The 20,194-nt window shown below is 70.6% G+C and carries 18 protein-coding genes; 10 read left to right on the forward strand and 8 right to left on the reverse strand.

The features are described from left to right. Positions 1-32: 32 nt before the first annotated feature. Entirely contained in the window at positions 33-437 is a 405-nt protein-coding gene (locus BN3385_RS27205; RefSeq protein ID WP_059021704.1) for a DoxX family protein, read from the forward strand. Here BN3385_RS27205 and BN3385_RS29155 read toward each other — a convergent pair. Then, positions 412-6,726 (reverse strand): UvrD-helicase domain-containing protein, encoded by a 6,315-nt coding sequence (locus BN3385_RS29155; protein WP_082690676.1) that lies wholly within the window; start codon positions 6,724-6,726, stop codon positions 412-414. The two genes, BN3385_RS27205 and BN3385_RS29155, sit on opposite strands and share 26 nt — an antisense overlap. Before the next feature lie 48 nt (positions 6,727-6,774). Between BN3385_RS29155 and BN3385_RS27220 the strand changes: the two genes are divergently transcribed. Beyond that, entirely contained in the window at positions 6,775-7,590 is an 816-nt protein-coding gene (locus BN3385_RS27220; RefSeq protein WP_502688096.1) for an alpha/beta fold hydrolase, read from the forward strand. 2 nt (positions 7,591-7,592) lie between these two features. Continuing rightward, positions 7,593-7,892, forward strand: a complete 300-nt coding sequence (locus tag BN3385_RS27225) for an MGMT family protein (protein WP_059021708.1) — start codon at positions 7,593-7,595, stop codon at positions 7,890-7,892. Here BN3385_RS27225 and BN3385_RS27230 read toward each other — a convergent pair. The 3 genes from BN3385_RS27230 to BN3385_RS27240 all read right to left on the reverse strand — a co-directional run bounded on the left by BN3385_RS27230 (position 7,889) and on the right by BN3385_RS27240 (position 11,212). Continuing rightward, positions 7,889-8,743: a TIGR02569 family protein gene (locus BN3385_RS27230; RefSeq protein WP_059021710.1), complete on the reverse strand. Its 855-nt coding sequence runs from the start codon at positions 8,741-8,743 to the stop codon at positions 7,889-7,891. The two genes, BN3385_RS27225 and BN3385_RS27230, sit on opposite strands and share 4 nt — an antisense overlap. A gap of 36 nt (positions 8,744-8,779) precedes the next feature. Further along, a complete protein-coding gene (moeZ, locus tag BN3385_RS27235; RefSeq protein ID WP_059021712.1) occupies positions 8,780-9,958 on the reverse strand; it encodes an adenylyltransferase/sulfurtransferase MoeZ in 1,179 nt (392 codons plus the stop codon). 216 nt (positions 9,959-10,174) lie between these two features. Further along, the gene (locus BN3385_RS27240; RefSeq protein WP_059021714.1) at positions 10,175-11,212 is read right to left on the reverse strand and encodes a DUF3152 domain-containing protein; all 1,038 of its coding nucleotides are present in this window, start codon (positions 11,210-11,212) and stop codon (positions 10,175-10,177) included. A 165-nt stretch (positions 11,213-11,377) separates the two neighbouring features. Between BN3385_RS27240 and fasR the strand changes: the two genes are divergently transcribed. After that, positions 11,378-12,055, forward strand: coding sequence for an HTH-type transcriptional activator FasR (gene fasR, locus BN3385_RS27245; RefSeq protein WP_059021716.1), 678 nt, complete (start codon positions 11,378-11,380; stop codon positions 12,053-12,055). On the opposite strand, the gene BN3385_RS27250 is transcribed toward fasR, so the two are convergent. Beyond that, positions 12,052-12,300, reverse strand: a complete 249-nt coding sequence (locus tag BN3385_RS27250; RefSeq protein ID WP_059021718.1) for a DUF3107 domain-containing protein — start codon at positions 12,298-12,300, stop codon at positions 12,052-12,054. The genes fasR and BN3385_RS27250 overlap by 4 nt on opposite strands. A gap of 176 nt (positions 12,301-12,476) precedes the next feature. Here BN3385_RS27250 and BN3385_RS27255 point away from each other — a divergent pair, with 176 nt between their 5' ends. Beyond that, complete coding sequence (locus BN3385_RS27255) at positions 12,477-13,037, forward strand: MmpS family transport accessory protein (protein ID WP_059021720.1); 561 nt, start codon at positions 12,477-12,479, stop codon at positions 13,035-13,037. A gap of 4 nt (positions 13,038-13,041) precedes the next feature. Here BN3385_RS27255 and BN3385_RS27260 read toward each other — a convergent pair whose 3' ends face one another. Next, positions 13,042-13,719 carry a ferritin-like fold-containing protein gene (locus BN3385_RS27260; protein ID WP_059021722.1) on the reverse strand — a complete coding sequence of 226 codons (678 nt, stop codon included), beginning with the start codon at positions 13,717-13,719 and terminating at the stop codon, positions 13,042-13,044. 249 nt (positions 13,720-13,968) lie between these two features. On the opposite strand from BN3385_RS27260, the gene BN3385_RS27265 reads away from it, so the two are divergent. Together BN3385_RS27265 and BN3385_RS27270 are read left to right on the forward strand one after the other, a co-directional pair. Further along, positions 13,969-15,477, forward strand: a complete 1,509-nt coding sequence (locus BN3385_RS27265) for a DEAD/DEAH box helicase (RefSeq protein WP_059021724.1) — start codon at positions 13,969-13,971, stop codon at positions 15,475-15,477. Positions 15,478-15,498: 21 nt separating this feature from the next. Beyond that, positions 15,499-16,728, forward strand: a complete 1,230-nt coding sequence (locus BN3385_RS27270; RefSeq protein WP_059021726.1) for an Rv3212 family protein — start codon at positions 15,499-15,501, stop codon at positions 16,726-16,728. Here the strand turns inward: BN3385_RS27270 and BN3385_RS27275 are convergent. Then, positions 16,725-17,519 (reverse strand): ParA family protein, encoded by a 795-nt coding sequence (locus BN3385_RS27275; protein ID WP_082690677.1) that lies wholly within the window; start codon positions 17,517-17,519, stop codon positions 16,725-16,727. The genes BN3385_RS27270 and BN3385_RS27275 overlap by 4 nt on opposite strands. 78 nt (positions 17,520-17,597) lie before the next feature. Between BN3385_RS27275 and BN3385_RS27280 the strand changes: the two genes are divergently transcribed. From BN3385_RS27280 to BN3385_RS27290, 3 genes are read left to right on the forward strand one after another with little or no spacing between them, the layout of a single operon-like run. After that, complete coding sequence (locus BN3385_RS27280; RefSeq protein ID WP_059021728.1) at positions 17,598-18,209, forward strand: acid phosphatase; 612 nt, start codon at positions 17,598-17,600, stop codon at positions 18,207-18,209. Further along, the gene (locus tag BN3385_RS27285; protein WP_059021730.1) at positions 18,206-19,303 is read left to right on the forward strand and encodes an isochorismate synthase; all 1,098 of its coding nucleotides are present in this window, start codon (positions 18,206-18,208) and stop codon (positions 19,301-19,303) included. The genes BN3385_RS27280 and BN3385_RS27285 overlap by 4 nt, the downstream gene beginning before the upstream one ends. Next, the gene (locus BN3385_RS27290; protein WP_059021732.1) at positions 19,300-19,803 is read left to right on the forward strand and encodes a GNAT family N-acetyltransferase; all 504 of its coding nucleotides are present in this window, start codon (positions 19,300-19,302) and stop codon (positions 19,801-19,803) included. The genes BN3385_RS27285 and BN3385_RS27290 overlap by 4 nt, the downstream gene beginning before the upstream one ends. Here BN3385_RS27290 and BN3385_RS27295 read toward each other — a convergent pair. Continuing rightward, on the reverse strand, positions 19,780-20,172 hold the full coding sequence (locus BN3385_RS27295; protein ID WP_059021734.1) for a hypothetical protein: 393 nt from the start codon (positions 20,170-20,172) through the stop codon (positions 19,780-19,782). The two genes, BN3385_RS27290 and BN3385_RS27295, sit on opposite strands and share 24 nt — an antisense overlap. Positions 20,173-20,194: the final 22 nt, after the last annotated feature.

A 20,194-nucleotide genomic window follows, 5' to 3' on the forward strand; every position in this document is an offset into this window, starting at 1 on the left:
CCCGGCTACCACCACATGAGCATTATGTACCCATGCCGACGACGACACCGGAACCCGCACGCACCAACAGCCAGCTGCCCGCCTACCGCACGGCGGCGATGCTGATCGCGATCGGCCTCGGCCACTTCGCCGCGCCCAAGCCGTTCGACACGATCGTGCCCGCCGAACTGCCGGGCGATCCCCGGTTCTACACCTATGCCTCCGGTGTCGCCGAAGTCGGTGTGGGCGCCATGCTGCTGGTGCCGCGGACCCGTCGGGCCGGAGCGCTGGCGGCGGTCGCGCTGTATCTGGCGGTGTTCCCGGCCAACATCAACATGGTGCGGCTGTGGTGGGACAAGCCGCTGCCGATGAAGCTGGCCGCGCTGGCCCGACTGCCGTTCCAGGTGCCGATGATCACCCAGGCGCTGGCGATCAGGCGCAACGCTCCCCGCTACTAGCCGCGGCGAGCAGTTCCACCAATTCGTCTGCCCCGGCGAGGTTTTCGGGCATGACGGTCTTTCCCGAGCGCACGTAGTGGAAGGCCGCGCGCACGCAGGATTCCGGCTGGCCGGTCAGGGCTGCCCAGGCCAGGCGGTAGACCGCGAGCTGGATGGCGGCGTGCTTGCGGGCCTGCTCGTCGGCGGGCGGTTCGCCGGTCTTCCAGTCGACCACGGTGACGCTGCCGTCCGGGTCCGCGAAGACGGCGTCGATGCGGCCGCGGATCACGGTGTCGCCGATGGCCATCTCGAAGGGCACTTCGACGTCCACCGGGGTGCGCAGCGCCCACGGGGAAGCAGTGAACCTGTCCTGCAGCGCGGCCAGTTCAGCAGTCTGGCTGGGCCCGTCGTCGACCGCGCCGGGCAGGTCGTCGAGGTCGAAGAGCCGCTCGGCGCCGTAGAACCGCTGCACCCATTCATGGAAGGCGGTACCCAGGATGGCGTGCGGATCCGGTCGGGACGGCAGCCGGCGGGTCAGCCGCCGGGCCGCCCCCACCGGGTCGCGGTCGAGTTCGACCAGCGCGCTGACCGACAGCTGACCGGGCAGGGCGGGCGCCGGCGGCTCGGCGGTGCGGGCGCGTTCGGCCAGCAGTGCGTCGACGTCGGCGGCCCAGCCCTCGGGGTCGGTGTCGGTGTGCTCGGGCAGCCCGCCGGCCAGGGCGGCCTGCACCAGCGCCGCCCCCCGCTCGACGTCACGTCGGGTGCGACCCAGCGGGTCGGCGGGCCAGACCGCTTCGCGGGTGATGCCCTGCAACGGGTTTGGTTCACCGTCGGCGGGTTCGGGCGCCCAGTGCTCGACCTCGCCGCACGGCTGGCCGGCCTCGGCGGCGGCGTCGATGATCTCCTTGATCTCGACGAGGAAGTCCGACGGCCCGCGCGGCGTGGACCCGGTGAGCCCCCAGTGATGACCGGTCAGCAGCAGGGTGTCCTCGGCGCGGGTGATCGCGACGTACAGCAGCCGGCGTTCCTCGTCGATGCGACGCTGACCCAGTTGATCGCGGTGGGCAATGATGCTGTCGGACAGCCCTTTTCGGTCGGCGACCGTGGCGGTGTCCAGCACCGGCACCCCGTGCAGCCCTTCGTGGGCGCGGTCGCCGCGTAGCAGCGGCGGCAGGTCGGAGGGGTCGGACAGCCAGGTCCGCTTGGACGCGGTGGACGGGAACACCCGGGCCGACAGGTGCGGGACGGCCACCACCTGCCATTCCAATCCCTTGGCGGCATGGACGGTGAGGATCTGCACCCGGTCAGTGGCGACGCTGACCTCCGCGGGCGCCAAACCGTTCTCGATCGTCATCGCAGCGTCGAGGTAGGCCAGCAGGTCCTCGATGCCGATACCGGGCCGCTGGGTGTAGTCGGCGACGACGTCGGCGAACCGGTCCAGATGCTCAGCACCGGTCCAGCCTGCGGCCACCGGCCGGGCCGCGCGGGCCTCGACATCCACCCCGAGGGTGCGGCGCACCTCGGCGACCAGTTCGGTGACCGGATGGCTCAATAGTGTTCGCAGCCGGGCCAATTCGTCGGCCAGTTCGGTGATCCGCCGATACCCCTCTTCGGAGTAGGCGCCCGCCGGGCCGGGATCGGCCAGCGCGTCGGCCAGGCTGGCGTCATCGGCGTCGGGTGCGGTGGCGGCGATGATCTGCTCCAGGCCGGCTGCCGCGGCCCGCTGCCCGCCGAGGAGGACGGCGCGACGCCACAGCGCGGCGACGTCGTGGGCGCCCAGCCGCCAGCGTGGACCGGTCAGCACCCGCATGGCCGCCCCACCGGCTGCCGGGTCAGCGACCAGCCGCAGCATCGCCACCACGTCCGCGACCTCCGGGATGGACAGCAGGCCGGCCAGTCCGACCACCTCGACCGGAACCCCGCGCGCGGTCAGCGCCTCGGCCATCGGGCCGGCATCGGCGTTGCGCCGCACCAGCACTGCGGCGGTCGGCGGCGGGCCGCCCTGCTCGGCGGCCTGCGTGTAGCGCCGCGCGATGTGGTCGGCCACCCAGTCCCGTTCGGTGGCGACGTCGGTGAGCAGCGCGCAGGTGACGGTGCCCGGCTCCGCACCGGGGCGGGATTGCAGCGGGCGCACCGCCACCGACCGGCGACGGGCTTCGGCGGATACCTCGTTGGCGACGTGCAGGGTGGTCGGCGGATTACGCCAACTGGTGCGCAACTCCAGCGTCGGGGCCGGGCTGCCGTCCGAGAGCGGGAAGTCGGTGGTGAACCGCGGCAGGTTGGTGGCCGACGCCCCGCGCCAGCCGTAGATGGACTGGATCGGGTCGCCGACCGCGGTCAGGGCCAGGCCGTCGTCGGCTCCCCCGCCGAACAATGAGGACAGCGCGATCCGCTGGGCGTGGCCGGTGTCCTGGTACTCGTCGAGCAGGACCACCCGGTAACGGCTGCGCAGTTCGGCTCCGACCTGTGGGCAGGCGGCGGCCAACCGGGCCGCCGCCGACATCTGGGACCCAAAGTCCATCACCTTTTCGGCCCGCATCCGGCGATGGACGGCGTCGATCAGCGGCACCAGGGCGGCACGCTCGGTCTGGGTGGCCAGCATGCCGAGCAGGAACTGGCTGGGTCCGCGGTCGCGCTGGTAGCGGCCGGCGGGCAGGGTGTGCACCAGGCGTTCCAGTTCGACGTGGGTGTCGCGGAGTTGCTCGGTGTCGACCAGGTGCTCGGCCAGTTCACCGGCGAGCCGCAGCACCATCTCGGTGACGCGCGCCGGGTCCTTGTCGGTGTCCAGCGGTCCGGGATGGGAGCGGACCACGTCGTAGGCCAGCTGCCACATCTCGGTTTCGCTGAGCAGCCGGGCGTCGGGCTCGACCGGCAGCAGCAGTCCGTACTCGCGCAGCAGCGTGCCCGCGAACGCGTGGTAGGTGCTGACGGTCGGGGTGCCGACGGCGGCTGGCGCACCCAGGTGGCCGGCCAGCCTGGCCAGCCGGGACCGCACCCGGCGCAGCAGCTGCCCGGCTGCCTTCCGGGTGAAGGTCAGGCCCAGCACTTGGCCGGGATCGGCGAATCCGTTGGCCACCAACCACACCACGCGCGCGGCCATGGTCTCGGTCTTGCCGGCCCCGGCCCCGGCGATGACGACCAGCGGCCCGGGCGGGGCCCCGTCCTCCGTGCGGGGTGCGGTGTGGGCGGGGCAGGACGGCCGCATCGGGCAGTGCGAGCAGCCGTCGTTGACCCGGGCGACGAAGTGCGGTCCGGCGGTGGCGGCGGCCGCGTCGCGGACGCTCTGGGTCCACTGGGTGTGGCTGTCCTCGGTGAGTGCGGACTGCTCGCGCTCGGTGGCGCCGCCGGCGCTGGGCTTTCCGATGTAGACCAGCCGGCCGCCGCCGGGTTGGGCGTCTTCGCCCAGCACACCCTCGGCGACCGCAAGCTGATAGAAGCCGAGCTGGGCGTGGCGTTGCGCATCGTCCTTGGTGACCGGGCTCTTGCCGGTCTTGACGTCGACGATGACCAGTCGGCCCTCCGGGTCGCGCTCGAGCCGATCGACCCGGCCGCGTACCCGGACACCGGGACCGTCGGCACCCGGCTCGGCGACCGTTCCGTCGACGTCGATCTCGGTACCGACCTCGGTCAGTTCGTGGCGGGTGGCCGACCGCCAGGTGTCGAAGGTCTCCAGCATGGCGCGGTGCCGCGCGAGTTCGTTGTCGGCATACCACGCCGAATCGAATGGCAAGGCAGCCCAATGCCTTTCCAGTTCGCTGATCAACTGCTGGGCATTCTTCCCGGACTCGGCGATCAGCGCGTGCACGATCGTGCCGAGGGTGGACCGCAGCTCGCGGCGGTCGGTGGCGCCGTGCCGCTCGGCCAGCCAGCGCAGCGGGCAGTCGGTCAGCGTCTGCAGGGTCGACGGGCTCAGCGTGACGGTGTGCTCGTCACCGGACCACAGTGGCTGCTCGGTGCTGACCGCGGCCATGCCGTACCACTGGGCCGGGTCCGCACCTGGCACACCTTCGGCGGCCAGCCGGGCCAATTGCGTTGCCGCGGTGCGGCGCTGGTCCTCGTCGACGGCGCCGTCGGGGGCGCACACCACCGCCCGCAGCCGGCCCACCACCGCCGCCGGTGACAGCACGGGGGGCGCGCAGACCGGTGCCGGGGTGGGCACCGGGTCCTCGCCGGTGGACCACTGGGCGATCTCGTCGACGAACGGTGACGGCAGCGCTGCGTCGTCGCCTTCGGCACTGTCCACCGCCGTGATGAGCAGGCCCCGGCGGGCCCGGCCCATCGCGGCGATCAGGAGGCGGCGTTCCTCGGCCAGCAGCGGCGCCCGGACCGAGACGTCGTCACCCAATCCGTCGAGGACGTCGAGCAGCCGTTGGGTGCCCAGCACACCGCCGCGCGGAGTGGTGTTGGGCCACAATCCATCCTGCAGCCCGGCGATGACCACCAGTTCCCAATCCCGCTCGAGCGCCGCGTGCGGGCTGAGCACCGCGACGGTCTCGCTCGGGGTGGCGCTGTCCGCGGCCACGGGCGGCAGCTGCAGTGCGGTGACGTGGTCGAGCAGACCGCGCAGCGAGGCGCCGGTGGTGCGGGAGACGTAGTCATCGGCCAGGTCGAACAACGCCGTCACGACAGCGAGATTGCGATCGGCGGCCGCCCCCTCGGTACCGCCCCGCTCAGCCACCGAGAGCCAGCGGCGCTGCAGGCCACTGCGTTCCCACACCTGCCACAGCGTGTATCGCGGATCGCTGGTGCCGCGATGCGCCTTGGCGGCGGCGGTCAGGACCGCACGAACCCGGTTGACCGGCCGGGCCAGCGTCGCGGGCAGATCCGGTGCGCCGCCGGTGAGCGCCTCGACCAGAAGACCGCCGACATCGCGGGTCGGGTCACCGGCGTTGCGCCGCAAGGCCCGTCGGAGCTGGCGCAGCGACACCGGGTCGACCCGGCCGATCGGGCCGGCCAGCAATGCCAGCGCCTGCTCGCCGTCCAGACCGTCGCAGGTGGCGGCCAGCACGGTCAGCAGTGCGCGGGCGGCCGGCTGGTCGGCGATGGGGCCGGTCACCGAGGGGGAGGTGACGGGAACTCCGGCACCGGCCAGCGCGCGGGTCAGCGACGCGGCCGCCGACGCCGATCGCACGATGACCGCCAGCTGCGACCAGGGCACGCCCTCGATCAGGTGCGCGCGGCGCAGCCGGTCGGCGATCACAGCGGATTCGGCGTGCACCGAGGCGGCCACCTGCACCGTGACCGAGCCGCCCTCACCGTCACTGTCCAGGGCCCGCCACGGGCCGCTGCCCGGCAACCCGGCGGCGATACCGCTGATCGCCCGGGCCACCGCGGGTGCGCAACGGTGCGAGCGTTGCAGTTCCAGTACCGGAGTGTCGTTGGCGGTCAACAACTCCGGGTCGGCGCCGCGGAACCCGAACACCGCCTGATTGGGGTCACCGGCGAGCAGCGTCAGCTCGGCTCCGGCGGCCAGCACCCGAACCAGCCGGGCCGCTTGCGGGTCCAGGTGCTGGGCGTCGTCGACCAGCAGCAGCCGGATCCGCGCGCGTTCAGCGGCCAGCAGCTCGGCGTCGGTACCCAGCGCCTCCAGCGCGGCGCCGACGAGCTCGGCAGCCCCCAGCGCGGGCACGGTGGCCTGCGGCGCGGCGGTGCCGACCGCCGCACGCAGCAGCATCACCTGCTCGTACTGCTGGGCGAACCGGCCCGCAGCCGCCCATTCCGGGCGACCCGAGAGCCGGCCGAGACGCTGCAACTGCAAGGGGTCCACCCCTCGCTCGGCGCAGCGGGCCAACAGGTCCCGCAGCTCGGTGGCGAATCCGGCCGTGCCCAGCGCGGGGCGCAGTTGCACCGGCCAGCCCGACACCGATGCGTCCCCGTCGGCGAGATCACCGGCGAGCAGTTCGCGGATGATGCCGTCCTGCTCGGCCCCGGTGACCAGGCGCGGCGGCGGGTCACCGGCGCGGGCGGCTGCCTGCCGCAGGACCGCGAACGCGTAGCTGTGCACCGAGCGCACCAGCGGCTCGCGCACCACCGCGCGGCACGGCTGCGCCGAGCAGGCCCGCAGCAGCTCCGCGGTCAGGGCGCTGCGGGCCGATGCGGCCAGCCGGCCCGAACCGGTGAGCAGCAGAACCGATTCCGGGTCGGTCCCGGCGGCGATATGTGCGGCGGCCGCCTCGACCAACAGGCTGCTCTTGCCGGTGCCCGGTCCCCCGACGATCCGCACCGTGCCGCGCAACCCCGGCCGCGCCACGGCGTCCGGCTCGGTGAGGGCGGCCAGCGAACCGGAGTTCACGCGGTCGGGGGTGGTCATGCCGGAATGACACCACGGGGGTCCGACAAGTTCGGGCACTGCCGATCAATGCCTAATCGATGGCAGCATGAAGCCGTGAGCAACGACCTGCACCTGTACCGCTTCGGACCGACCGGACCCGCCGCGGTGCTGGCCATCCACGGCCTGACCGGACACGGCAGACGGTGGCAGGCGCTCAGCGATGGCCACCTTCCCGACGTCGCGATGGCGGCACCCGATCTGCTCGGCCACGGCCGCTCGCCGTGGTCGGCACCGTGGACCATCGAGGCGAACGTAGCCGCGCTGGCGACGGTGATCGAGGAGCAGGCCGACGGGCCGGTGGTGGTGGTCGGGCATTCGTTCGGCGGTGCGATCGCGCTGAACCTCGCCGCGGCCTGCCCCGATCTGGTCTCCGGGCTGGTGCTGCTGGATCCGGCCGTCGGCCTGGACGGCGGGTGGATGGCGGAGATCGCCGACGCGATGCTGGCCTCTCCCGACTACACCGACCGCGACGAGGCCCGCAACGAAAAGTTCAGCGGCTCATGGGCGGACGTGCCGCCCGAGCAGCTCGAGGCCGAACTCGACGAGCATCTCATCCCGCTACCCAATGGCCGCTACGGCTGGCGGATCAGCGTGCCGGCGATGATGTCGTACTGGAGCGAACTGGCCCGCGACATCGTCCTGCCGCATCCGGGAACCCGCACCACCCTGGTGCGGGCAACGTGGACCGAACCGCCGTACGTCAGCGCCGAACTCATCGACGGGCTGTCCGAACGCCTCGGCGACGCCTTCACGCTGGTCGACCTGGACTGCCTGCACATGGTGGCCCAAGCCAAACCGGCCGAGACCGCAGCCATCATCCGGGGCTTGCTCGAAGCGGGTTAGCGATGGCCCCGGTGACCGACGATCAGGTGGAACTGGTGCGCCACCTGGTGGCGTCCATCCCACCGGGCCGGGTCGCGACCTACGGCGACATCGCCTCGGCTGCAGCGCTTTCCAGCCCCCGCATCGTCGGCTGGATCATGCGCACGGATTCCTCGGACCTGCCCTGGCACCGGGTGATCACGGCCTCGGGACGCCCCGCAGCCCACCTGGCCACCCGGCAACTGAAACTGTTGCGCGCCGAAGGACTGCTGGCCCGCGACGGCCGGATCGACCTGACCGCCGCCCGGCATTCGTTCGGCTAGAGGATCAGCCGGATCAGCGCCGCGGTGCGGGCCAGACCGGGGAAGGCAGCGGCCGTCGACCGCGGATGCAGGGCGTGCACGGCGAGGCGGAACATCAACGCCCGCAACAACATCTGCGGCCATTCCGGCAGGGCGTCCCACCGTTCGATCAGGCCGTCGTCGGCCTCACCCCAGGCCAGGGCGTCGACGACCACCACACCGGCCGCCCAGGGCGCAGGGCGCCAATACGGCGTGATGTCGGTGATACCCGGTGCGGCCGACCCGGCGAACAGCACGGTCCCGTAGAGGTCGCCGTGCACCAACTGGCTGGGGCTCTTGGTGGGCTTGCGCAGGCCGGCCAGCTGGTTGAGCAGCTCCACCGAGCGTTCCCCGTCGGCCGAACCCGGCGCGACCGTCGCCCCCGGCGGCAGCGATTGCAGCGGCCGGTCCTCCCAGGCCGCGCGGTCGGCGGCGATGAAGACGTCGACGTCGCTCCACGGCGCCACCGGGGCCTGGGTCAGGAAGCGGGGGCGTTCGAGTTTCGCGGTCGCCTCATGCAGGCGCACCCCCGCCGAGACCACCTCGTCGTGGCGGGGTTCGGGGGTTCCGGCGACGAAGGTGTCGGCCCGCCACCCGGCCACCACGTAGCGGCCGTCGGTCGAGCGCACCGGCCTGGCCAGTCGGACCCCGTCGACGAACAGGGTTTCGCGGACCTTGGCCGACCAGGCGGCGCGGGCGTGGTCGGCGATCGTCGACAACACGACCTCACCGCAGCGCCAGCCACCTTCCCAGCCGGCGCCGAGAGGTTCAGGATCGATGTACTTGAGACCGAAAGCCGCCAGGACGTGGTCGGGCGGGCGTTCGTCGGTCACCCCGTCAGGTTAAAGGGTGGCGACGCCGACAGGCCGTCAGTACATCACCATGTCGGGTTCGAGTTGCCGTGCCCAGGCCACGATGCCGCCCTGAAGGTGCAGCGCGTCGGAGAAACCGGCCTTCTTCAACGCGGCCAGCGCCTCGGCTGAGCGGATACCGGTCTTGCAGTACAGCACCGGGATGCGGTCCTGCGGGATCTTCGCGAGGCCTTCGCCGGACTCCAGCGCCGACTTCGGGATGAGCTCGGCACCCTGGATGTGGTTGATCTCCCACTCCACGGGTTCGCGGACGTCGATCAGCGCCACCTTCTTGTCCGAGTCGAGCAGGTCGCGCAGTTCCTGCGGGGTGACCGTCGAATCGTGGGCGGCCGCGGCGGCGTCCTCGGAGAGCACGCCGCAGAACGCCTCGTAGTCGATGAGCTCGGTGATCTTCGGCGTCTCGGGATCCTTACGGATCTTGATGGTCCGATAGGTCATGTCGAGGGCGTCGTAGACCATCAGGCGGCCCAGCAGCGGGTCGCCGATGCCGGTGATCAGCTTGATGGCCTCGGTGCCCATCACCGACGCGATCGAGGCGCACAGGATGCCGAGCACGCCACCTTCGGCGCAGGACGGCACCATGCCCGGTGGCGGCGGCTCGGGGTACAGATCGCGGTAGTTCAGGCCCAGGCCGTTGGGGGCGTCCTCCCAGAACACCGATACCTGGCCTTCGAAGCGGTAAATCGAGCCCCACACGTAGGGCTTGTGGGCCAGCACCGCGGCGTCGTTGACCAGGTAGCGGGTGGCGAAGTTGTCGGTGCCGTCGATGATGAGGTCGTACTGCTCGAACAGCTCGACGGCGTTGTCCGGCTCCAGCCGCAGCTCGTGCAGCCGGACGTTGACCAGCGGGTTGATCTCCAGGATGGAGTCGCGGGCGCTCTCGGCCTTGGAGCGGCCGATATCGGACTGGCCGTGGATGATCTGGCGCTGCAGGTTGGACTCGTCGACGACGTCGAACTCGACGACGCCGATGGTGCCCACCCCGGCGGCGGCCAGGTAGAGCAGGGTCGGCGAGCCCAGCCCGCCGGCGCCGATCACCAGCACCTTGGCGTTCTTCAGGCGCTTCTGCCCGACGACGCCGAGGTCCGGGATGATCAGGTGACGGCTGTAGCGGGCCACTTCCTGACGGGTGAGCTCGGCAGCTGGCTCGACCAGCGGCGGCAACGGTGAGGACACCGGGTAACTCCTCGGGTTGAACGTTCCCCGCCCATCTCAGCAGGTAGTCGAATCAACGGCAAACAGGGCGGAATGCTTCCCCCCTCGGCGAGCGTGCGTGTCGGTACGGCGACACGCCGCGGCGGCGTGACGGCCGCGCACGCTCGCGCAGAAACTAGTTACGCGATACCTGATGGCCTGACTCCTCCTCGGGCTCGTTCCTCGCCCGCATCGTCGTCAGGCGATCGGATACGGCCAGGGGTTGAACCGGCAGGTCTTGCCGTCGGCCTTGACGTACTCGGGGTCGAACTTCGAGGCGTCGTCGTCGGAGGTGGAGAACGTCTGCTGCATCATCACCGGCGCCAGCCCGCCGTTCTCATCGCACGGCTCGTGGTTGCGGTAGCCGATGGCGTGGCCGACCTCGTGGTTGATCAGGTACTGCCGGTAGGAGCCGATGTCGCCCTGGAACGGCACCGCGCCGCGGACCCAGCGCGCCTCATTGAGGAACACCCGCGGTTCGGCGTCCGGGCCGTAGGCCGGGTTGTAGCAGGACGACTCCAGCGGGATCTCGTAGCCGCAGCCTTCCCGCACGGTCATCGGCGAGGTCAGCGACACCCGGAAGTCCGGCTTGGCCTCCGGGGTGATGGCATCGATGCGCTGGAACGCGAACTGCGGATTGTGGATCCAGCTCTTCGGATTGGCCAGCGTCTCGGTGACCATCCGGGCGAAGCCCTCGTCACCGCCGAACGACGTGGTGTCCACGCCGTCCTCCACCTCGATGGTGTAGGTGAACGTCTTGGCCGTGCCCTGCCCCACCTTCGGGGTGGTGCCTGGCACGATGTGCCACGTTTTGGCGCCGGCCTCGGTGAACGCACCGCCCTCGGGCAGGATGCCGGTCGGCAGGTTGGCGTCGAAGGCCGTCAGGCCGCGCGGCGGGGCCCCGATGATGGCGGTGCCGCTGGACCCGATGGTCGGCGGCCCCTGCACCGTGCCGTGGGTCTCGACAGCCGGGGCGGCCGTGCCGGTGATGGTCTGGTAGAGCACGATCCCGGTGACCACGATGAGCACCGGCAGCGCATAGGCGCGCCAGCCATAGGTGGAGATGAACCGCCCCAGCCAGGTCTGTTTACGCCACTGACGGCGCTGATCGCGGTTGGAGCGGGAGCGCCCGGAATCGCCGGCGAGCGGGTCGCGCTGGGCACGCAACGGCTCACGCCATTCGCTGCGCAGCACCGGTACACGACCGTCCCCGCGGTGCCCCGGGTCGTAGGTCACCGACCCAGGATGGCACAACCCGTGGTCGGCCGACTTCCGGCGCGCCCGTGCTCGCCACCCCGAGACGGCTACGGGCCAGTAACGAGGCCCGAGTAGTAGTGTCGGTGCGACGAGCCGGCAGCGCGAAGCAGCGCACGTTCGGTCGAACCACCAGATTGAGGACTCATGAGCGATCTCGCCAACACCGCCGAGCGTAAGCCCGCCCGGTCGGCCGGTGGCGACCGTCCCGCAGGCACCCCGGCCCGCCGCGGGAGCCGGCTGCCCCGTGACGAGCGCCGCGGCCAGCTGCTGGCCGCCGCCAGCGAAGTCTTCGTCGACCGCGGCTACCACGCCGCCGGGATGGACGAGATAGCCGACCGTGCCGGCGTGAGCAAACCCGTTCTCTACCAACACTTTTCGAGCAAGCTCGAGCTGTATCTGGCGGTCCTGCAGCAGCACGTGGACAACCTGGTGTCTGGGGTGCGCCAAGCGCTGCGCACCACCACCGACAACCGTCAGCGGCTGCGCGCCGCCGTCCAGGCGTTCTTCGACTTCATCGAGCACGACAGCCAGGGCTACCGGCTGATCTTCGAGAACGACTACGTCACCGAGCCGCAGGTGGCCGCCCACGTCAAGGTCGCTACCGAGGCGTGCACGGATGCGGTGTTCGACCTGATCAGCCGTGACTCCGGTCTGGATCCGCACCGGGCGCGGATGATCGCGGTCGCCCTGGTGGCCATGAGCGTCGACTGCGCCCGCTACTGGCTGGACGCCGAACGGCCGATCTCCAAGGAAGACGCGGTCGACGGCACGGTGTACTTCGCCTGGGGCGGACTGTCACACGTGCCGCTGACCCGGGGCTAAGCGCCCGCGGGACCTGCAGCGATTCCGAAGCCGACCCGGCGCACGTCGGCGACGCCGATCTCGACATAGGTGATCTTCGAAGCGTGCACGATGATGCGACGGCCCTTGTCGTCGGTCAGGCTCAGCACGTCGGGGCCCTTGCCTGACAGCGCCGCCGTCACCAGGTCCTCGACCTCCGCGGGCGTCTGCGAGCTGCTGAAGACGAGCTCACGCGGGCTGTCCGAGACACCGATCTTGACCTCCACGCTGGACCCTTCCGTTCGTGTTCGCGTTACCCCAGAAGGCTAGTGGACGCCCACCACCCCGGTCGCGGCCAGGCGTTCGCGGATAGCGAATAGGGCATCAAGCTGCGGTAACAGCATGGCAACAGCTGCGCGCGGCGTGTCCGGCCCGCCGCTGGGCGTCCCTAGCCTTGGCGGTGATGAACGACACCGGCCGCCGCGCACCCGTGCCCCTGTGGCAGCGGGTGAGCCTGACTGCCATGGGTGTGGCGGTCGCGGCCGTGGCGACGACGTTCGTGGTCAAGACCGGCGACCCTGCCAGCGTCAGCTCCACCGAAAGTCCCAAACGCACCGTGGTGGCCACCTCGGGTCCGCGCACCTCCACCCCGCCGCCGGCGCCTGTCACCGTCACCGTCGACGGCCTGCCGCCGGAGACACCCGTCCTGGTCCCGCCCACCACGCCGGCCGCCGCGGCGCTGGCCGCCCCGATGGTCGATCCGCGCCAGGTGGTCTACACGGTGTCGGGCAACCAGCGGCCCGACGACCCGGTGACGGTGACCTATGCCGACGAAACCGGCGCGCTGCGCACCGTGGAGAACGTCGCGTTGCCCTGGCAGCTGACGGTGGTTCCGGTGATGCCGGTCAACTACGTCACCGCCAGCAGCGGGGGAAGTCAGCTGAACTGCTGGATCACCGACGCGACGGGAGCCACCGTCGCCGCCCAAACCGACAACGCGATCTCGGCGACCTGCAACCGCTGACCGGTCAGGCCAGCCCGAGCTGGCGCATCCGGTCGTCGTGGGTCTGCTGCAGGCGGGAGAAGAAGTCGGCGACCTGGCCCAGGCCACCCGGGCCGGACAGCACCAACTCGACGAGTTCGTCGTGGTCGGCCAGCACGTACTGCGCCTGGGTGATGGCCTCCCCCAGCAGCCGGCGCGACCACAGCGCCAGCCGGCTGCGCTGCCGTCCGCTGGCGGTGACCGCCTCGCGCACTTCGCTGACGACGAACTGCGAGTGACCGGTTTCAGACAGCACCGCGCGCACCACGCCGGCGACCTCGTCGGGCAGCACGTCGGCGATCTCCAGGTAGAAGTCGGCCGCCATCGCGTCGCCGACATAGGTCTTGACCAGCGCTTCCAGCCACGTGCTCGGCGTGGTCAGCCGGTGGTAGTTCTCCAGCGCCGGGGCGTAGCGCGTCATCGCCGGCACCACGTCCACCCCGCGCGCGGCCAGCGCGTCGCGCAGCAATTCGTAGTGGCCCATCTCGGCGGCGGCCATGCTCGCCATGTTGATCCGCCCGCGCAGATTCGGGGCCATCCGGGCTTCTTCGGTGAGCCGGTAGAACGCCGCCACCTCGCCGTATGCGAGCAACGCGAACAGCTCGTTGACGGCGGGATGATCTGCCTGGACTCGTGGCGCCGAGACGGGCTGCGAGGCATTCATGGCCGTCACTGTAGTCCCGGCCGGGACACAAACCCTGACCGAAGTCGCCGACCAGCTATGATGTAGGCGGACGACGGTGACAAACCGTAGTTCAGGAAATGTGCGTGCACGCAGTGGGCCCGCCTCCCTCAGCGCAGGGCCCGGCGAATCGGCATCGTCAAGATCGCCGAATCCATTCCGATTGTCAGAACTCGTGCGCGCGTGACAGCACATACGAGGAACGACAACGGAAGGCACAACGCCACACTTATGACTGCACTTTCACATCACCAGATCACCTTCGCTGAGCTGGGAGTTCGTGACGAAATCGTCCGCGCTCTGGCTGAAGACGGCAAGGAATTCGCTTTCGCCATCCAGGAACTGACCCTGCCGATGGCACTGGCCGGCGACGACCTGATCGGCCAGGCCCGCACCGGCATGGGCAAGACGCTGGCATTCGGCGTCCCGCTGCTCAACCGGATCACCGCCGAAGCCGAGACCCGCCCGCTCAACGGCACGCCGCGCGCACTGGTCGTGGTTCCCACCCGCGAGCTGTGTCTGCAGGTGTTCGACGACCTCAAGGGCGCCTCGAAGTACCTCGAAGCCGCTGACGGCCGCAAGTTCAGCGTCGTCTCCATCTACGGCGGACGTCCCTACGAGCCGCAGATCGAGTCGCTGCAGAAGGGCGCCGACGTCATCGTGGGCACCCCGGGCCGGTTGCTCGACCTCGCCCAGCAGGGCCACCTGCAGCTCGGTGGGCTGTCAGTGCTGGTGCTCGACGAGGCCGACGAGATGCTCGACCTGGGCTTCCTGCCCGACATCGAACGCATCCTGAAGCTGACCCCGGACAACCGGCAGTCGATGCTGTTCTCGGCCACCATGCCGGACCCGATCATCACGCTGGCCCGCACCTTCATGAACCAGCCGACCCACATCCGGGCCGAGTCGCCGCAGTCGTCGGCCACCCACGACACCACCGAGCAGTTCGTCTACCGCGCGCACGCGCTGGACAAGGTGGAGATGGTGGCGCGCATCCTGCAGGCCGAGGGCCGCGGCGCGACGATGATCTTCACCCGCACCAAGCGCACCGCCCAGAAGGTCGCCGACGAACTGGCCGAGCGCGGTTTCAAGGTCGGCGCCGTCCACGGTGACCTGGGCCAGATCGCCCGCGAGAAGGCACTCAAGGCGTTCCGCACCGGCGAGGTCGACGTGCTGGTGGCCACCGATGTGGCTGCCCGCGGTATCGATATCGACGACATCACGCACGTCATCAACTACCAGATCCCCGAGGACGAGCAGGCCTACGTGCACCGCATCGGCCGCACCGGCCGGGCCGGCAAGACCGGTATCGCGATCACGCTGGTGGACTGGGACGAACTCGAGCGCTGGTCGATGATCGACAAGGCCCTCAAGCTCGACTGCCCCGATCCGGCCGAGACCTACTCCAGCTCGCCGCATCTGTTCGAGGAACTCGGCATCCCCGCCGACGCCACCGGCAATGTCGGTGCCGCGCGCAAGCGGCCGGACCCCAAGGGCGCCAGCCGGATCAGCTCCACAGACTCCGAGCGGGAGCGGCCCAGCCGCAACCGGTCGCGCCGCCGCACCCGCGGTGGGACGTCGGCGACCGGTCACGTCGAGAAGGCCGCTGACGGCCAGTCCGACGGCGACGCCACCGAGCCCGCTGCCGCCACCGGTGACGGGGCGGCCCGCAAGCGCCGGCGGCGTCGTCGTCCGCGCAACGCGGCCACCGAGTCGGCGGCCACCCCGACCGCCGGCTGAACCGCCGCTATCGTCGGCTAGATGGTCAGACCCGAACGCCGCACCAAGGGCGATCTCGTCGCAGCTGCGGCGATCGCGCTTGTCGTGGCCGTCGTCGCCGCCTTCTTCTGGTGGAACAGTTCGGCGCGGGCCACGATCAGCCGGCCGGCATCCGACGACGCACCCAACCCGGTGCCGGCGCGGACGGTCCCCGACACGCTGCGTCAGCTGTGGACCGCGACCAGCCCCCGCACACTGAGCCCGATCGTCGTCGACGGCACGGTGGTCACCGGCGAGGGCCGCACCGTGACGGGCCACGACCCCAAGACCGGCGCGACCCGGTGGACGTTCGCCCGCGATAGCGATCTGTGCGGGGTGTCCTACGTCTACGACCTGGCGGTCGCGGTCTACCCCGACGTCCGGGGCTGCGGTCAGGTCAGCAGTATCAACGGCGGTACCGGCCGGCGCGGACCAACCCGAACGGCCTACGCGGACAAGCAGATTGTGCTCAGCGCCAGCGGCAGCACCATCCTGGCCGCCGGGCCCACCCGGCTGGAGATGTGGCGCTCGGATCTGGTGCGGATGCTGTCCTACGGCGAGATCGACGCCCGGGTCAAGCCGGTCAACCAGGGTGTCGGCACCGGCTGCACGCTGATGTCGGCGGCGGCCAGCGATGAGGCGGTGGGCGTACTGGAGGCCTGCCGCGATCAGAAGGATCTGCGGCTGACCCTGCTCAAACCGGCCAAGGAAGAAGACGAGCCGGACACCAAGAACATCCCACTGCCGGGTGTGGCCACCGATTCCGAGGCCCGGGTGCTTGCCGTCTCGGGCACCACTACAGCGGTCTACCTGCCGTCCCCCAAACCGGAGATCGCCGTCTACGACGACACCGGGACGAAGGTGTCCTCCACGCTGATGAAGGATCCGCCGGTGATGACGAACCCGGCGCAGGCGGTGACGAAGGCCGGTGACATGTACACCTGGTGGACCGGCGACGGTGTGGAGGTCTTCGACGGCAAGCTGGGGTACCGCTACACGATCGGCGCGGCCGGGGCGGTGCGGCCGGTCGGCCCGGCGGCGATGATGGGCGGGCGGCTGCTGATCCCGCTGACCACCGGGATCGGGGTGTACGACCCGGCCAGCGGCGCCAACCAGCGGGTGATTCCGATCAGCCACCCGGCGGGCAGCGGACCGGTGGTCCCCACCGTCACCGGCTCTCAGCTCATCGAGCAGCGCGGCGCGGCACTGACGGCGTTCGGGCCGCCGAGCTAGATCTCCGGGGCGTAGGTCGGCAGCGCCTTGCCGGACTTCCAGTGCTTCAGCAGAGCGGTCGCCAGCTCACGATAAGCGTTGCCGCCCTTGTTCTTTCGGCCCGCCAGCACCGACGACCCGGACGCACTGGCCTCGGCGAAGCGCACCGTGCGCGGAATCGGCGGGGCCAGCACCGGCAGGTCGTAGCGGTCGGCGACGTCGAGCAGGACGTCGCGGCTGTGCGTGGTGCGCGAGTCATACAGCGTGGGTAGCGCGCCCAGCAGCTTCAGATCCGGATTGGTGATCTGCTGGACGTCGGACACCGTGCGCAGGAACTGCCCGACCCCGCGGTGCGCAAGCGTCTCGCACTGCAGCGGGACGATCACCTCACCGGCGGCGGTGAGGCCGTTGAGCGTCAGCACTCCCAGCGACGGCGGGCAGTCGATGATCACCACGTCGAACTGATCGTCCAGCTTGGCCAGGGCACGCTTGAGCGCGTACTCGCGGCCTGCCCGCATCAGCAGCATGGCTTCGGCACCCGCCAGATCGATGTTGGCCGGCAGCAGCGTCATCCCCTCCGCCGTGGTGACGAGGGCCGCACTGGGCTCGACGTCACCCAGCAGCACCTCGTGCACCGACACCGGAAGCTTGTCCGGATCGGTGCCCAGCGAGAACGTCAGACATCCCTGCGGGTCGAGGTCGACGAGCAACACACGTTTTCCTGCGTCGACGAAAGCCGCCCCCAACGACGCGACCGTGGTTGTCTTGGCCACCCCACCCTTTTGATTGGCCACCGCCAGTACTCGGGTCACGTGACCATCCTGACAGGTTCCGGGCCGACGCGTCCCGGCTGCCACGCCTCGCCAGGTCATCGGGCAGAATCGGTGGACGTGAGCGTGGGCACCCATCGGCTGGTCCTGTTGCGGCACGGCGAGACCGAATGGTCGCGGGACCGCAAGCACACCAGCCGCACCGACCTGGACCTCACCGACCACGGTCGTGAGCAGGCCACCCTGGCGGCGCTGACCCTCGAACACCTCGGCCTGGAGAATCCGCTGGTGGTGAGCAGCCCACGCAAGCGGGCGCTGGCCACCGCAGAACTGGCCGGCCTGACCGTCGACGAGGTGTCCCCGCTGCTGGCCGAGTGGGACTACGGCGACTACGAAGGCCTGACCACCCACGAGATCCGCACCGAGACACCGGGCTGGCTGCTGTGGACCTACGGCTGCCCGGGCGGTGAGAGCGTGGACCAGGTCAGCATGCGGGCCGACCAGGCGGTGTCCTACGCGCTCGAGCACATGGTGGACCGGGACGTGGTGTTCGTCGGGCACGGCCACTTCTCGCGGTCGGTGGTGACCCGCTGGGTCGAACAACCGCTGCGGGAGGGCGCGCGATACGGGTTCGGCGCGGCTTCGGTGGCGGTGTGCGGCTTCGAGTACGGGCTGCGGCAGCTTTCCGCGCTGGGGATGACGAGTCACCGAGAGCCGGTCACCGGCGCGTGACCGATCACCCCTCGTTCGTGCTGAGCGGACCCGCAGGCACGATCGTCGCCGACGGCATCGAGGCCGGCTACGCCAGTGCCGCCGCCGCCTCGGCAGCGCTGGCCGACGGATCGGCCGATCTGGTGGTCGGCGCCCTGCCGTTCGATGTGCGCGGCGCGGCGGCACTGCTGGCACCGCGGACGGTGACGTTCTCCGATGCCCTGCCGTCCTGGCCGGTGACGTCGTTGCCGACGGTGCGTATCGATGCCACGCTGCCCCCGCCCGAGGAGCACCGGGCGCGGATCCGCACCGCGTTGAAGTACCTCAACAACGCCGAAAGTGGTTTGCAGAAGGTCGTTTTGGCGCGGGCGCTGCGCCTGGTCGCCGACGGCGCCCTGGACGAGCGGACGATCCTGCGCCGTCTGGTGGAGGACGATCCGGAGGCCACCGCCTATCTGTCCGACCTGTCGCCCGCCGGCGGCGACTACGCCGGGACCGCACTGGTGGGTGCCAGCCCTGAGCTGCTGGTGGCCCGCTCCGGTGATCAGGTGACCTGCCAGCCGTTCGCCGGATCGGCACCCCGCTCGGTCGACGCCGCCAGCGACGCGGCCAACGGCGCGGCATTGGCGGACTCGGGCAAGAACCGCCACGAACACCAGCTTGTCGTCGACACCATGCGGGCCGCGCTGCAGCCGTTGTGCACCGATCTGGACGTGGCGGATGAACCTCAGCTCAGCCGGACCGCCGCGCTGTGGCACCTGTCCACCCCGATCCGGGGAACGCTACGCGATACCTCAACGACGGCAATCGATTTGGCGCTGGCCCTGCATCCCACGCCGGCGGTCGGCGGGGTGCCCACCGCGGCCGCCGTGGACCTGATCGCCGACCTCGAGGGCGACCGCGGGTTCTATGCCGGGGCCGTCGGCTGGTGCGACTCCCGCGGCGACGGCCGGTGGGTGGTGGCGATCCGCGGCGCCCAGCTGTCGGCGGATCGCCGCGAGGCGCTCGCCCTGGCCGGCGGCGGTATCGTCGCCGAATCGGACCCCGACGACGAAGTCGCCGAAACCACAACGAAATTCCGAACGATCCTGTCGGCTCTGGGAGTACCGCAATGACCACACACATCCGCCGGGCCCGGCCGGGCGACGAGGCCGACATCGTCGGCATGATCCGGGAGCTGGCCGAGTTCGAGCGCGCCTCACATGAATGCACAGTGGTCGAATCTCAGATCACCACAGCACTTTTCGGCGACGATCCGCTCGGCTTCTGCAATATCGCCGAGGTCGACGGCGAGGCGGCGGCGATGGCGCTGTGTTTCCGCAACTTCTCCACCTGGGACGGGGTGGCCGGGGTCTACCTCGAGGACCTGTTCGTGCGGGAGAAGTTCCGCCGCCGGGGCCTGGCCCGCACCATGCTGGCCACCCTGGCCCGCGAGTGCGTGGATAACGGTTACAGCCGGCTCAGCTGGGCGGTGCTGGACTGGAATGTCAATGCCATCGCGCTCTACGACGCCGTCGGCGGCAAGCCGATGTCGGAGTGGATCACCTACCGGGTGTCGGGTCCGGAGCTGTCGGCACTGGCCTCGGAGGCCTCACCGGTCGTCGACGGCGCCTAGCCACTGCAGCGTCGACGGGCTGAACAGCAGCACCAAGGTGACCAGCGCGACCAGCGCGATCGGGATGGCGTAGAGCCACTGATGTGAGCCCACGCCGATGTACCAGGTCACCGGCAGCAGCAGCAGCTGGGCAAACACCGCGATCCCGCGGCCCCAGCGCCGCCCGGTCCACAGCGCCCACGCGCCGGTCAGCACACCTGCGCCGACCAGGGCGAACCAGGCGGCGTTGCCGAATCCGCTGACCACGTGCTGGTCGGCGCCGGCCAAGCCGCGGACCAGGAACACGATGGCGCCGACCACGGCGACGGCACCTTCGAGGGCCACCAGCACGGCGGCCTGTCGCACGGTTGCGGGGGCGGGAACGGTCACGACGACGAGCCTAAGGGCTACG

The sequence above is a fragment of the Mycobacterium sp. M26 genome (assembly GCF_001494595.1).
GTDB lineage: Bacteria > Actinomycetota > Actinomycetes > Mycobacteriales > Mycobacteriaceae > Mycobacterium.